The 13,592-nt window shown below is 35.2% G+C and carries 14 protein-coding genes and 1 other annotated feature (1 of these 15 cut by a window edge); of the genes, 2 read left to right on the forward strand and 12 right to left on the reverse strand.

The window, feature by feature from the left end; translation table 11 throughout:
- Window positions 1-95 precede the first annotated feature (95 nt).
- The 4 genes from ACZ5R4_RS04080 to ACZ5R4_RS04095 all read right to left on the reverse strand — a co-directional run bounded on the left by ACZ5R4_RS04080 (window position 96) and on the right by ACZ5R4_RS04095 (window position 4,868).
- Complete coding sequence (locus tag ACZ5R4_RS04080; protein ID WP_109984093.1) at window positions 96-455, reverse strand: YxeA family protein; 360 nt, start codon at window positions 453-455, stop codon at window positions 96-98.
- A gap of 19 nt (window positions 456-474) precedes the next feature.
- The gene (locus ACZ5R4_RS04085; RefSeq protein WP_109984092.1) at window positions 475-2,388 is read right to left on the reverse strand and encodes an FtsX-like permease family protein; all 1,914 of its coding nucleotides are present in this window, start codon (window positions 2,386-2,388) and stop codon (window positions 475-477) included.
- Window positions 2,389-3,144, reverse strand: a complete 756-nt coding sequence (locus tag ACZ5R4_RS04090) for an ABC transporter ATP-binding protein (protein ID WP_054859199.1) — start codon at window positions 3,142-3,144, stop codon at window positions 2,389-2,391. It lies immediately after the preceding gene.
- A 578-nt stretch (window positions 3,145-3,722) separates the two neighbouring features.
- Window positions 3,723-4,868 carry a VanZ family protein gene (locus ACZ5R4_RS04095; RefSeq protein ID WP_109984091.1) on the reverse strand — a complete coding sequence of 382 codons (1,146 nt, stop codon included), beginning with the start codon at window positions 4,866-4,868 and terminating at the stop codon, window positions 3,723-3,725.
- Between the two features lie 496 nt (window positions 4,869-5,364).
- Between ACZ5R4_RS04095 and ACZ5R4_RS04100 the strand changes: the two genes are divergently transcribed.
- Window positions 5,365-5,520, forward strand: coding sequence for a hypothetical protein (locus ACZ5R4_RS04100; RefSeq protein WP_181397473.1), 156 nt, complete (start codon window positions 5,365-5,367; stop codon window positions 5,518-5,520).
- A gap of 243 nt (window positions 5,521-5,763) precedes the next feature.
- Complete coding sequence (locus ACZ5R4_RS04105) at window positions 5,764-6,018, forward strand: hypothetical protein (protein ID WP_245902300.1); 255 nt, start codon at window positions 5,764-5,766, stop codon at window positions 6,016-6,018.
- A 54-nt stretch (window positions 6,019-6,072) separates the two neighbouring features.
- On the opposite strand, the gene greA is transcribed toward ACZ5R4_RS04105, so the two are convergent.
- The 8 genes from greA to alaS form a co-directional block, all read right to left on the reverse strand.
- The gene (gene greA, locus ACZ5R4_RS04110) at window positions 6,073-6,549 is read right to left on the reverse strand and encodes a transcription elongation factor GreA (protein WP_054859198.1); all 477 of its coding nucleotides are present in this window, start codon (window positions 6,547-6,549) and stop codon (window positions 6,073-6,075) included.
- Between the two features lie 317 nt (window positions 6,550-6,866).
- Window positions 6,867-7,496, reverse strand: coding sequence for a uridine kinase (gene udk, locus ACZ5R4_RS04115; RefSeq protein ID WP_054859197.1), 630 nt, complete (start codon window positions 7,494-7,496; stop codon window positions 6,867-6,869).
- A 5-nt stretch (window positions 7,497-7,501) separates the two neighbouring features.
- Window positions 7,502-8,155, reverse strand: a complete 654-nt coding sequence (locus ACZ5R4_RS04120; protein ID WP_054859196.1) for an O-methyltransferase — start codon at window positions 8,153-8,155, stop codon at window positions 7,502-7,504.
- Window positions 8,156-8,241: 86 nt separating this feature from the next.
- Entirely contained in the window at window positions 8,242-9,396 is a 1,155-nt protein-coding gene (gene mltG, locus ACZ5R4_RS04125) for an endolytic transglycosylase MltG (protein WP_109984089.1), read from the reverse strand.
- 271 nt (window positions 9,397-9,667) lie between these two features.
- Complete coding sequence (locus tag ACZ5R4_RS04130; RefSeq protein WP_054859195.1) at window positions 9,668-9,955, reverse strand: DUF1292 domain-containing protein; 288 nt, start codon at window positions 9,953-9,955, stop codon at window positions 9,668-9,670.
- Between the two features lie 17 nt (window positions 9,956-9,972).
- Window positions 9,973-10,389 carry a Holliday junction resolvase RuvX gene (gene ruvX / locus ACZ5R4_RS04135; protein ID WP_054787785.1) on the reverse strand — a complete coding sequence of 139 codons (417 nt, stop codon included), beginning with the start codon at window positions 10,387-10,389 and terminating at the stop codon, window positions 9,973-9,975.
- Window positions 10,382-10,651 (reverse strand): IreB family regulatory phosphoprotein, encoded by a 270-nt coding sequence (locus tag ACZ5R4_RS04140; protein ID WP_054787786.1) that lies wholly within the window; start codon window positions 10,649-10,651, stop codon window positions 10,382-10,384. The genes ruvX and ACZ5R4_RS04140 overlap by 8 nt, the downstream gene beginning before the upstream one ends.
- A 75-nt stretch (window positions 10,652-10,726) precedes the next feature.
- Window positions 10,727-13,360: an alanine--tRNA ligase gene (gene alaS / locus ACZ5R4_RS04145; protein WP_109984088.1), complete on the reverse strand. Its 2,634-nt coding sequence runs from the start codon at window positions 13,358-13,360 to the stop codon at window positions 10,727-10,729.
- Between the two features lie 51 nt (window positions 13,361-13,411).
- Window positions 13,412-13,592: a binding site (T-box leader), on the reverse strand; it runs 27 nt beyond the window's last position.

Consider the following 13,592-nt stretch of genomic DNA (forward strand, 5'->3'; position numbering starts at 1 on the left):
GTCTTGTTGACGCCATGCCTGTGGAAAGCATTGTGTTTTCCGTAGTGATGTGCATGCGAACATCTTCAATAAAGTGGAAAAAAGCGATTTTCATTTCACTGCAATTGTTCTAGTGCTTGTTCTGGTATTTCGTCTTTTTTTACCTCTTGGTAAGATGTTACCCCTTTATCATCTTTTATAAAGACTTGTAAAAACGCTCCTTGACGAAGTTGTTTGGCTGCGTTGAAGTCTAAGGTTATTTCATTACCCTCTTCATCATAGCCCAGTAAACTGTATTGATAGTTTGTATAAATTTCACCATTGCTCGCCTTACTCTCAATCGGTTCACCGTCTCCAATTATTTGCGTGTAAAAGGAATCTGCTCCTAATCTATTCGTGTTCACATTTTGTAAAAATAATAAACCACCTAGTAAAAGAATAACAATGACCCCTAAAGTAATAACTATTTTTTTCATGTTTATCCACCTCATCGTTTTATTTTGTCACAATTTTATAGTAATTTCTTACTGTCATAAAATAATAAATAATATAAATCAATATATAAATGATCGTACTAATCAATATAGGTAGCCATATATTTAACTGTAGTATACTATTGATCGCTATTAATGCTACGACACTGTGTACTATACCTGTTACCAATGGTAGTGCGAAGATAAAGAATACTTGTTTGTTAATAGATTTTTTAATTTCTTTTTTATCAACACCCATTTTTTGCAAAATATTGTAACGTCCCCTGTCGGCTGTTGCTTCTGTGAGTTGTTTAAAGTATATAATACTACCTGTTGCACTAAGGAACACTAATCCTAAGAAACATCCGATAAAAATAAATAGACCTGTTGATTCCATTCCTTGACTATAAACTTGATAAAAGCTTGTAAAATTTGCTTCCTCAGGCATAATTGATTGAATCGATTCATTTAGGTTTTTGGCTTTTGCTTCACCTGTTACTTTGTATGCCTCCATTGTACCAAGTTCAGCATCTACAGACACTTTATCAAACATTTCATCACTAACTACAATCGTTGTACCTGAAGTTCCTGTATTCAACACATTGGATTCTTTCATTTCTGTAAAGGTAATATCATTTCCATTTACATCAATATTAGATCCGACATATTCCGGTGATAACCCTTCAAAGTAGCTTATATCTAACGCTATCGCTTGATCTCCTGATAGAGTGAGCGTATCTGTATGGCCTTGTAGTTCTAATAAGTGATTATACGTTTCATTGGAGATAACTGTATAAATTGCTTCAACAGGACCCATACGACTATTTAAAACCGTTGTATCAACTCTCGCCGAGATCGTTGGTATCGATTCATGATAGACTAGATCATGATCTGGATCTTGTTCAATTAATCGATTAACTTGACTTGTTAAACCTCCGTCTTGATCGATGAACATCATGCTATTGGGATTAGCTAATTCTGCATTTATTTTATTGTTATAGTAAAAACCATATGACGTTCCAACTGCTACTAGTGTTGTCGCACTTAATACAGCTATAATAGTTAACGTAAAAGCATTTCCTTTCATACGATAGAGCAGCTGAGAAATACTAATGATATTAATACCATTCCAAAACTTTTTCTTGTTTTTCCGCGCTCTTTTTAAAGAGAAAATGATTAGCGTACTAAACAATAAATAGGTTCCCAAAATAACAGCGATTATAATCAAAAGTGGCGTAACTAAAATTCCAATCATTTGCCAAACTTTTGAATGCAAAATATCTTGTAGTGCTAACCAATAACCGAAGCCTAGAAGAAGCACTGATAAAATAGCTGTTATGATAGATGCTTTTGGTTCTCTCTCACTCTCCTGATCTGCCTGGAATAACTCGATTAATTTAAAACGATAAATGAGTCGATAGCCGTGAAAAGATGTCACAGCAATTATCAACATAAACACAATCACCGTATTAATGATGGCATCTGTTGAAATAGAAAAATGAACAAGGGCATCATACCCCATTACCTTCATCAAGATAGCAACAAATAATTTGGAAACAACAGAACCCAATATAATACCAATCGCAAGTGCAATAATCCCCATCAAGAAGTTTTCATAAAATAGCATTCTTCCGATTTGTTTCTTTCGTACACCTAATAACGAATAAAGAGCGACCTCTTTCTTACGCTTCCTTGTAAAGAAGGAATTAGAATACCAAATGAAAATAGCAACAAAAATAATTAACACAATCGACGCTGCATTAAAAGCAGAGCTGATTTTCTCCGATGTTTCTGATGCAGCATCGATCGTTTTATCATATTTCAATGAAACAAACGTAAAATAAATGACCATACTAAAGATCATCGATGAGAAATACAAAAAGTAATTAGTGAAGTTTTTTCGCATGTTTTTTCCGGCAATTGTAAACAGTGTCATTTATTGATCGCCTCCAAATGAAGCAAGAACATCTAATATTTTTTGATAAAATTTCTTTCGTGATTGACTCATTTTCGTAATTTTTGCATCAATACCACCATCATTAATAAACAAAATCTGTTCACAGAAGCTAGCTGCATAAGCATCATGCGTCACCATCATAATGGTTGAGCCATTTTCCTCATTTAACTTTGCTAAGCTTTCTAAAAGGCTTGTTGCTGATTTTGAATCCAAAGCTCCAGTTGGTTCGTCCGCTAAGATTAAACTTGGATTCGTCACAATGGCTCTTGATGCTGCTGTTCGTTGTTTCTGTCCACCAGAAATTTGATATGGATAACTGTCAAGAATAGCTCGAATACCAAATGTATCCGCAATGCTTTGAACACGCTGATCAATTTCTTTTGACGAATTTTTCGCTAATGCTAATGGAAGTAAAATATTTTCTTTAACCGTCAAAGTATCTAGTAAGTTGTAATCTTGAAAGATAAATCCTAACCGATCACGACGAAATTTAGATAATTGTGCTTCATTCATATTGACAATATCTTGATGATCCACGATAATCTCACCTGAAGTTGGTGTATCAATTGTCGCTATAATATTTAATAAGGTTGATTTACCAGCACCAGAGGGACCCATAATCCCTATGAACTCTCCTTCTTTTATCTCTAAATTAACATCTTCTAACGCTGTATGTTCATTCCCTTTACTTCCATAAATTTTTTGTACATTTTTCGCATGTAATATTGTTTTCATTGTAGCTGTCCCTCCCATTTGTCTTTCTTTTATTCATTATACATAGCCAACCTTACAGCATACTTAGCCCAACCTTACATTAACCTTAAATATTCGTCTCGAATTTCTTTAATCTACCAATAAAAAGACAAAAACAAGGTAACCATCATATTGGTCACCTTGTTTTTCTGCCGAGCATATAAAAAACAATTAGTAATTGCATGTATTATGTTTCGCTTTCCTTTAAAAAGAGAACCTAAGGTGAATACAACTTAGAATCTCTCCTGTAGCATGTCGATTACCAAATATATACCTCTTTATTTCATTACAAAACTGTTTATTCTCATACAATTCATCTCCTTCTATGGACACCATTGCTAGTACTTCCTTCTATTATAGCACCTGTTAATTCTACAATTTGGTCAGGGGCTGTTTTTTCAAAGTTTACCTTTGTTGACTCAATTACTTGATCATCTTAACAATCAATGTTTATGTGATACAACTTCTACCCCTTTATAATCTACTACAATGGTCTCGGTTCGCTTCGAGGCAAACAGTGAATCATTGGTCAGGACATTTTCTCAGTTTACTTCATAACTTTATTTTTTCCTCGGTATTATATTCGATGCGTGATCGAAATAGAAGGTTCGTTTCCCTTTTTTGAAAATGACGAAAATAGCATGAATAAATAAAACTCCCCACAATATACTGAAGAATACAAATACAGCCACAGTGATCAAGATATGGTAAGCATATAGATGTGAGTCCATATCAATTTCCATGCCATCTAATACATTAATAAATGCTGATGTCACCCATGGTAAATAAAGTGAAAATAGTCTATTAAACATAAGCTGCCATTTAGGTACATTGCCATCTAAATCGGTAAGTTTAAATCGCATAATATTCGTTCCTACTGTTTTTCCACCCCATAAAAGAGGTAAACCAAAGTAAAATATAATAAATCCTGCTGTTTTATAAATCAATTCAATCAATTCATTGGATGTAAAAAGCCCTATTGTCAAATTCCAACTGAGTAGAATTAATAGATAATCTATGAATACAGCTAACAATTGCGAAAGTGGCGGTACAACTTGACTATTGAGTTTTTGATCCGCTTTAACTAAAAGGCTCATTCGTGAAGGAAATAAAGCAAGTATAACTGGAGCAATAAGGAAACCTAATAATGCACCAGTACTATTTAGGATAAGATCATCTACATCAAATATGCGATAAGAACAATTGTAAATTCCGTAAATTCCAGTTACTTGGGTAATCTCATAAAAAAGTGACAAGATAAATCCTAAACCTAATGCGCGCTTCCAGTATTGTTTCTTCTGTAAAAAGTACCTTAGATAGACTCCAAATGGCAGTAACAATAGGACATTGAATGCTGCTTGCAAAAATGCGCTCTGCTTCAATACGTGAGCATAGGTTGATGGTTGCGTCCAAACAATTTCACTACTCATGATGATATCCGCTATAAAGTAAAACGGAATAAGTGAATAATGTACTGTATCAGTGGTTTGCATTGCACACGTATCTCGGGTATCTGGTAAAGGTAAGAGCACCAAAAACAAAGCAGATAACATATAAAAAACAAACGAAAAGGCAACAATTGAAGCCCAAATACTTAAGTAACCAAATTTTCGATAAACATAGATCAGCCAAGGGATAGTAAGGAATATGGATAACAAGAGAAATATAAGAAATGCTGTTTGTATTGGTATGATATATGTTGACATGTGTACACCTCTTTGATAAATGAATACTGAGCTTATTTGATCTTTTTTGAATAAGGATAAGGAAATTCTAAAAAGGCGCCCTAACATTGTTAAACTTAATTGACAAACAAAAGAGAATCAAGGAAGGTTCATAACCCTTGATTCTCTTCCGTTTAAAGAGATATTGGAAAATATCAATAAACATATACCCATAAATCTCATTATTAAACATTTATCTTGGTATAAGTCTTTCCATTGCATTTTCTTAAAAAGATCAACAATCCCCTGTAGGGATGCAACTCACCAGCTTGAAAGCTGGTTTTTACATTCTTTTAACATGCCCATTTTAAAACATCCAGCCAAAACACACTTGGATATCCACTGTCTATAAGGGGAAACTTATTTATTATGAATAAAAAGATATATTAATTATATTTAAAGCATCTAGGTTAACTATATTGTTACTTTACCCTTTAGTATTTAAAATATGAATTATACAATCCAAGGAGGTTCTTCTATGAATGGCGTTTTCGTCAAAAGTGAAGTAGCACCTTTAAAAAGAGTAGTAATGGCTTATTCTGAATTTGACTTTCCTTTAAAACTAAATCATGAGGATTTGACATTTTTATCAGAAGAAAACAATGATGTGTACAATGAAAAAGACGATAAATAAGTATATGGAGAAACAGTTAGTTATAGAAATAATGATATGAAAGAGGGTGTAGTAATTAATAGAAGTAAAAAATCGGTAGACACTATTCATAGTATATTTAACACTCAGCGTGGTGGTTGTAATTAAATATGGCTCCTCTGAGGTTATTTGTAACGAATTTTTTCTTTTTTTGTCATATGAGCAGGATTTTGTCCATAAATATGGAATATATTATATTAAGAAAGGGTTAGGAGTGTGATTTTGATGAAAACTACAACTTTTAATCGTCAATTATGGGAATTAAATTCCTTTGACTCCATTAGCTATGACAAAGAAAAAAAGTTATTATGTATCTATTTTTTCAATGGTATTACGCTAGAATTTCACTCCATATCAGAAGAAATTATCTTTCAGTTTATTTTAGAAACAAACAAAGAGGGGTTCATTGAAGAAAGACTGAAAACCACCTTCCCTTTTCATGAAGTAACATGTCCATCATCCGTTCATTTAAATATGTAAATGCAGAATATACATAATAGAAATGGATACCCACTTAAAGGGTATCCATTTTATTTATTCTACATTTAAGATTTTCACTTGCATGTCACCAGCTGGTGTAGGTACGGTCAATTCCTCTCCAATAGAATGTCCTAAAAGACTTTTGGCTATTGGTGAATCATTGGATATCTTTCCTTCAAAAGGATCTGCCTCGGCACTTCCGACAATGGTGTAGCTCTCCTCTTCACCATCTGGCAGTTCTTGAAAGGTAACGGTTTTTCCAAGGGAAACTATATCAGGATTATCGGTATCATTTTCAATAATTACAGCATTACGGATCATATTCTCAATTTGTGCGATACGTGATTCAACAAATGCTTGTTCATCCTTAGCCGCATCATATTCCGAATTCTCTGAGAGATCTCCAAATCCTCTTGCAATTTTAATTCTTTCTACAACTTCTTGTCTTCTTTCTGTTTTTAAATATTCCAGTTCTTGTTCTAATTTTACTTTTCCTTCGTCTGTCATATAATAGCTTTTTTCTTCTGGCATGTTCCTACACTCCTTCATTCCAATTACTAACTGATTGATTGTGAGAATATCTCTTTATTTGTATGAAAAATTCATTTATTTATCACCATTTTTTACAGCTCAGAAATTCGTTTGGTATGTAAATGGTGCTATACTTCGAGACATCCTTTTAGCTGGTAGTATCATGTAAATAAAGATTATACCACAAATAAAGATATTTGTGGCATCTTTTGAAGCTAACTGAGAGTTGCTCATCGTGATAAAATATTATACTAACCACTACTATGGCAGATTTCGGATTATTTTTCAATAGTTTTCTATTATTGACGGATCTAAAATTATTTTTTGGCTAAAATCGTCTCTACTTTTGTAGCTAATAAGTCAATCGCAACCATGTTCTGGCCGCCTTCAGGAATAATAATATCTGCATAGCGTTTAGTCGGCTCAATAAACTGCAAGTGTGCAGGCCTTACGGTTTCTAAATATTGATGAATGACGGAATCAATAGAGCGGCCTCTCTCATTAATATCGCGTAATAGACGACGGATAATACGTAAATCCGCATCTGTATCGACAAATACTTTAATATCCATCAAATCGACTAATCTGGGATCATCTAATATTAAAATACCTTCAATTATGATAACATCCTTTGGTTCAACCTTTTCCGTTTCGTCAGACCTTGTGTGAAGCTTATAATCGTAAATTGGTTTATCGATTGGTTGATGATTCACCAGTGCTTGGATATGTTCAATTAGTAGGTCATGATCAAATGCTAATGGATGGTCATAATTTGTTTGTAACCTCTCTTCCAATTCCATATGCGACTGATCTTTATAGTAAAAGTCTTGCTCAATAACAAGAACAGATTGATCGATAAAACGATTTTGAATGGATTTTGTAACAGAGGTTTTTCCGGAGCCGGAGCCCCCTGCAACACCAATAATAACGGGCTTCTTTCTTTCCATGTTGTTTACACTCCTATGTTCCGTTTTGGTACACTTAAGGCCACTCCATCTCCAATAGGTACGATCGTGGTTACGTAATCTGGATGATGGATTAGCCATTGATTATATTGATCAATTTTCTCCGAAAGCTTTTGTAATCTTTTCGAGGCATCTGTACTATCTGCGACAAGTCCACGAAATAGCACATTATCGGTAACAATTAAACCATCCTCTTTAAGCATTGGCTCATATAGTTCAAAAAACTTCTGATATTGTCCTTTAGCGGCATCAATAAAAAGAAGATCATATGGCGCTCTTTCTTCCACTTCTTGTTGTACTTTTAAAGCATCCCCAAAAATCGGATGGATCTGCTTTTGTTTCTTTAATTTTTCTATGTTTGACAATGCACGCTCAAACATGTTTACATCTCTTTCGACCGTAACAACCTGTATTTCATTTGAGACTTGACTCATTTGTAATGCAGAATAACCAATCGCTGTACCAATCTCTAATATCTTTTTGGCATTTTTTATACGAAGTAGTTGAACTAGAAAATCCATGCTAATTTGGTCCATTATAGGAACATGGTCATTTTGGGCTTCTAATTCCAATATTGTTGTCCATTCTGGCTTGTCCTTTTTTAAGCCTTTTAAATAATCGGTAATGACTGGTTGAATCACTTATAGGCTCCTCCCCGAGCGATATTGTATAGTAGAGTTTGCAATGGAAAAGCAGGGATAATGTTCTCCCCTGCTTCCATCCACGTTTAATCTTGTGAGTGAATATATTTTTCTTCTAGTGTCTGATGTTCCTCATAGGTTGTAGAATAATGTACATTTCCTTCTTGATCTGCCAAGAAATATAAATAATTGGAGTCTTGTGGCTCTAAGACAGCTTGTAGAGAGCTAACACCGAAATTAGCAATAGGACCAATCGGTAAGCCTGTTACTGTATACGTATTATAGGGTGATTCAATCTCGTAGTGATCATACGTTAATCTTGAAATATGTTCACCATGTGCATAAATTACCGTTGGATCTGTTTGGAGTCGCATGCCTTCATCTATTCGATTATAAAAAACTCCAGAAATGAGTCGACGATCCTCATTGTTTGGTGCCTCTTCCTCTACTAATGATGCAAAAGTGAAAATATCGTGCATATTAAATTGCTCCATGCCTTTAATCTGTTCTAGGTAAGGCATAAATACCTCTTTCGTCTTATTCAGCATGCTTGTAACCACTTTTTCAATACTTGGTTTCTCTTCGGCAAACTGATAAGTTGCCGGAAACAAATATCCCTCTAGCGGGTAACGAATATCCTCTTGCAAAATATCTTCTGTCAAAATATCAGGATACTGTTTTATTAGCTCTTGTATATAAGCTTTATCTGACATCTTTTCTAAAAAGGCGTCTTTATCTATCTTTGCTGTTTTTTCATAAGTCTCCGCTATTTCCTCTATGTTACGTCCTTCAGGTATGGTGACACGTACGGCTCCTGCCTGGGTAACAGAACCTGTTTGAAGCTCCTCTGTAACCTCCTCTAATGTCATCGAAGGTGATAATGCATAATCACCAGCTTGAAAGTCAGAGGCATTGTTAAATTTGACATAGAATCGGTAGATTAAGCTATTAGCAATAATCCCATTCTCTTCTAAGATGGAAGCAATATTGGAGGTGCTTGACCCGAGTGGAATCGTAACATTTATCGTTTCCTTATTACTAGGATCAACAGGTGTCAGGCCATTTTTGACATATTTATATCCTAGAAATCCACCTACAATAATGATGAATAATAGTACAAGAAAAATGATCAAGAATATCTTTCTCGCCACACTAGCTTCTTTCCCTCGCTGTTGAGCAATTTCTTTATATGTAGGTTTGTTATTTTTCTTTAGATTGGTTTCATCGGTCTCTTTCCCCATAAGGAATCCCCCTCTCACCCGATATATTATACTACAAAATTCAGCAAAGGAAAACTGAACCTATCGAAATTTGGGAGTATTAGTAAATTTTTAATTCTTTTACTCATTTACACACGTATCTGGTTTACAATAGCTTCAATGGTATTTCCTCTAAAAATTCCATTCGGATACTTTGGACATCAAAATTTTTGCTTCATCGCTTTACTTCCTGCAAAAAAAATTTATACTTTACGTATAAAAAAGCTGGCTAGATGACACTAGCCAGCTTTCACTATTCTTGTAAATCTTCATTTTCTGCAATGGTATTGAGCACTTCTTCTACCATATCCCACTCTTCATCTGATTCAATGTGATAAAGTGCTAAGTCATCGTCATTTTGTTTTTCTTCATAACGAAAGGCAAATACTTCTACCTCTTCATCTTCTTTTTGTTCAGCAGGTACTACTGCTACATAAGATTGTGCGGTTTCATCCACATCAAATGTAAAAAGCACTTCGAATAAATGTTCTTCACCATTTTCGTCAGGAATAATGATACGTTCCTTTTCTTCTAGTGGCACTCAAATGACCTCCTTTTTTACTTACTATCTAAATAACCTTGTAATATCATTACTGCAGCCATTTTGTCGATGACCTTCTTGCGCTTTTTCCGACTAATATCTGCTTCAAGTAGAACTTTTTCCGCCGCCATGGTTGTAAGACGTTCGTCCCATAATATAGCCGGCAGTGAAAAATGGTTTTCGACAAATTTGGCGAACTCTTGTGATGCCTCACCTCGAGGACCAATTGTGCCATTCATGTTTTTGGGTAAACCAATGACAACCTTTTCTACTTCATGATCTTGAATAATTGTAGCTAATTCGCTTTTTACAGACTCGAAAACAGGTTCTTGCCACTGTAGGGTCGTTAAGCCTTGAGCTGTCCAGCCCAAACCATCGCTTATTGCGACTCCTACTGTTTTCGAGCCCACATCTAACCCTAGAATTTTACCCATTATGCTTATTCGAGCTAATATAATATTGGACTAATTCTTCCAATATTTCATCACGCTCAATTCTCCTAATCAAATTTCGTGCATCCTTATGACGGGGAATATATGCTGGATCACCTGATAGTAAATAACCAACAATTTGATTTATTGGATGATAACCTTTTTCCTCTAATGCTTCATGTACTAATAAAAGTACTTCGCTAACATCCTTCTCAACGGGTTCTTCAGCAAAATTAAATTTCATTGTTTTATCCATTCCATCCATGGAAGCACCCCCAAACGATACTAATTTACTCTATTGTGTCCCTATTATACCTTTTATAATAGAAAATTACCAAACTTAGCCTTTCTTTTCTGCATATTTTTCTACATATTGTAATGCTTCTTGAATCTTGCTTGGGTCTTTTCCACCAGCTTGTGCCATATCTGGACGGCCACCACCGCCGCCACCACATATTTTAGCCGTTTCTTTGATTAGATTACCAGCGTGATATTGTTGGACTAAATCTTTGGTCACCCCTGCAGCTAATTGAACCTTATTATTTTGAACAGTTGCTAATAAAATAATCGCAGATTTTAATTTTTGCTTCATATCATCAACCATTTGACGGAGCTGGTTCATATCAGAGACATCCACTTGTTTGGCTAAAACTTTAACTCCATTTATTTCTTTTACATCTTCTAGAATGGAAGATGCTTCAAGTTGAGACAGTTTCTTACTGAGTGAATCCATTTCCTTCGCTTGATCCTTCATTTCTTTAAATAGATGTTCAATCCGTTCAGTAACTTGCTCTTCCTTCGTTTTCAATTTAGAAGCAACTGTTTTTAATAATTGGTGCTTTCCATTAACAAATTGGTAGGCACTTTTGGCAGTTACAGCTTCTATTCTTCTCGTTCCAGCACCTATACCAGATTCTGAAACAATTTTAAATAGGCCAATCTCAGCAGAATTTTGTACATGGCATCCACCACATAATTCGATACTATAGTCACCAATTTGAACAACACGTACGATCTCCCCATATTTTTCACCAAATAATGCCATCGCACCCATCTCTTTTGCTTCCGCTAATTTTTTATTGCTAATCATTACTGGAATGGATGCCCATATTTTTTCATTGACGAGCTGCTCAATTTCTACAATTTCTTCTTCGGTTATAGCGCCAAAGTGGGAAAAGTCAAAGCGAAGACGATTACTAGTGACTAGAGAGCCCGCTTGATTAACATGTGTTCCTAATACATCCTTTAATGCTTGGTGCAATAAATGGGTTGCCGTATGGTTCTTTATAATAAACTGACGTGATGATTCATCTACACGAGCCGTTACTTGTTCATTCGTAGAAACGGTCCCTTTTTTCACTAGAATCCGATGCAGATTTTGTCCATTCGGTGCTTTTTGGACATCCAGTACTTCAGCCTCTCCATTTTTGCTAAAGATCAAACCTTTATCTGCTATTTGTCCACCACTTTCTGCATAAAATGGCGTCTCTGCTAGGATTAAATAAGCTTCTTGACCATCCTGAATAGAAGAAACGGTTTCTTTTTCTGCCACGATCGCTGAAACAGTCGTATCAATTCGTAATTGGTCATATCCAATGAACGTACTATTCGCATCTATGCTAGCTAGGACACCATCTTGAATCTGCATTGAATCAACCTTTTGTCTAGCATTTCGAGCTCTGTCGCGTTGTTTTTCCATCTCTTTTTCAAAACCTTCTTCATCTATTGTAAACCCAGCTTCAGCGACATATTCCTCTGTTAATTCTTTTGGAAAGCCATAGGTATCATATAATCGGAAAACTTCTTCCCCTGGAAATATACTACTATTCTCTTCTTTTTCACGTTTAACAATGGTATTTAAAATCTGTAAACCTTCTTGTAAGGTTTCATGGAATCTTTCTTCCTCTGTTTGAACAACATTTTGAATAAAGGCTTCCTTTGCCTTCACCTCTGGATAGAATGCTTCCATTATTGTTGCTACAGTTGGTACAAGTTTGAACATAAAAGGCTTTTCAATTCCAATTTGTTTCGCATACCGTACTGCACGACGTAATAACCGTCTTAGTACATATCCTCTACCTTCATTAGAAGGAAGTGCACCATCACTCACGGCAAAAGTGACTGTTCTAATATGGTCTGCAATCACTTTAAAGGCAACATCTGATTCAGCTTTTGTCTGATATTTTGTGTTTGCCATTTTTTCAGTAGCTTGTATAATCGGTAAGAATAAATCTGTTTCAAAATTTGTTCTTGTTCCTTGAATAACACTTACTAAACGTTCAAGTCCCATACCGGTATCAATGTTTTTCTTCGGAAGAGGTGTGTAGCTATCATCTGGGTTATGGTTAAATTGAGAAAAAACAAGGTTCCAAATTTCTAGATAGCGCTCATTTTCTCCACCAGGGTATAGCTCAGGATCACTCAGATCATTGCCATATTCCTCCCCACGATCATAAAAAATCTCCGTATTTGGTCCACTTGGTCCTTCCCCAATATCCCAAAAGTTCTCTTCAATTCGTATAATTCGTTCTTCTGGTAAACCGATCTTATCTCGCCAAAGCTTGTAAGCTTCTTCATCCTCGGGGTGGACTGTAACCGATAGCTTTTCACTATCAAATCCAATCCATTTGTCTCCTGTTAAGAACTCCCACGCAAAATCAATCGCTTCCTCTTTAAAATAATCACCAATGGAAAAATTACCAAGCATTTCAAAAAAGGTGTGATGTCTCGCTGTATAACCGACGTTTGTAATATCATTTGTTCTAATTGATTTTTGTGCATTTGTAATTCTAGGATTTTCTGGGATAACACGTCCATCAAAGTATTTTTTCAATGTAGCTACACCACTGTTAATCCATAGTAGTGTTGGGTCATCCTTTGGTACTAATGAGGCACTTGGTTCTATTTCATGACCCTTTTCTTTAAAGAAATCCAAAAACATTTTACGAACCTGTGCAGATGATAATTGTTTCATTTTATTATACCTCCGTTTTATAGTAAAAAAACTCCCATCCCTGCTATAAAGCAAAGGGACGAGAGTTTCCGCGGTACCACCCTAATTATAGCTTTATTCCAAAGCTATCATCTTTCGATCCGTAACGTGGATACCACCGGCAGTGATTAAACTGCACTTCAAACTAGCTTCAGTAACCAGTGCATTAGAATTTCTTCCAGCCAAGGAAATTCCTCTCTAGAAATGTTAGCTA

Source organism: Gracilibacillus sp. JCM 18860 (assembly GCF_055395245.1).

Bases quoted from the DNA above. Each gene is read 5' to 3' on its own strand.
- ACZ5R4_RS04080 (WP_109984093.1), bottom strand. From the start codon at position 455: ATGAAAAAAATAGTTATTACTTTAGGGGTCATTGTTATTCTTTTACTA.
- ACZ5R4_RS04085 (WP_109984092.1), bottom strand. From the start codon at position 2,388: ATGACACTGTTTACAATTGCCGGAAAAAACATGCGAAAAAACTTCACT.
- ACZ5R4_RS04090 (WP_054859199.1), bottom strand. From the start codon at position 3,144: ATGAAAACAATATTACATGCGAAAAATGTACAAAAAATTTATGGAAGT.
- ACZ5R4_RS04095 (WP_109984091.1), bottom strand. From the start codon at position 4,868: ATGTCAACATATATCATACCAATACAAACAGCATTTCTTATATTTCTC.
- ACZ5R4_RS04100 (WP_181397473.1), top strand. From the start codon at position 5,365: ATGAATGGCGTTTTCGTCAAAAGTGAAGTAGCACCTTTAAAAAGAGTA.
- ACZ5R4_RS04105 (WP_245902300.1), top strand. From the start codon at position 5,764: ATGAAAACTACAACTTTTAATCGTCAATTATGGGAATTAAATTCCTTT.
- greA (WP_054859198.1), bottom strand. From the start codon at position 6,549: ATGCCAGAAGAAAAAAGCTATTATATGACAGACGAAGGAAAAGTAAAA.
- udk (WP_054859197.1), bottom strand. From the start codon at position 7,496: ATGGAAAGAAAGAAGCCCGTTATTATTGGTGTTGCAGGGGGCTCCGGC.
- mltG (WP_109984089.1), bottom strand. From the start codon at position 9,396: ATGGGGAAAGAGACCGATGAAACCAATCTAAAGAAAAATAACAAACCT.
- ruvX (WP_054787785.1), bottom strand. From the start codon at position 10,389: ATGGGTAAAATTCTAGGGTTAGATGTGGGCTCGAAAACAGTAGGAGTC.
- ACZ5R4_RS04140 (WP_054787786.1), bottom strand. From the start codon at position 10,651: ATGGATGGAATGGATAAAACAATGAAATTTAATTTTGCTGAAGAACCC.
- alaS (WP_109984088.1), bottom strand. From the start codon at position 13,360: ATGAAACAATTATCATCTGCACAGGTTCGTAAAATGTTTTTGGATTTC.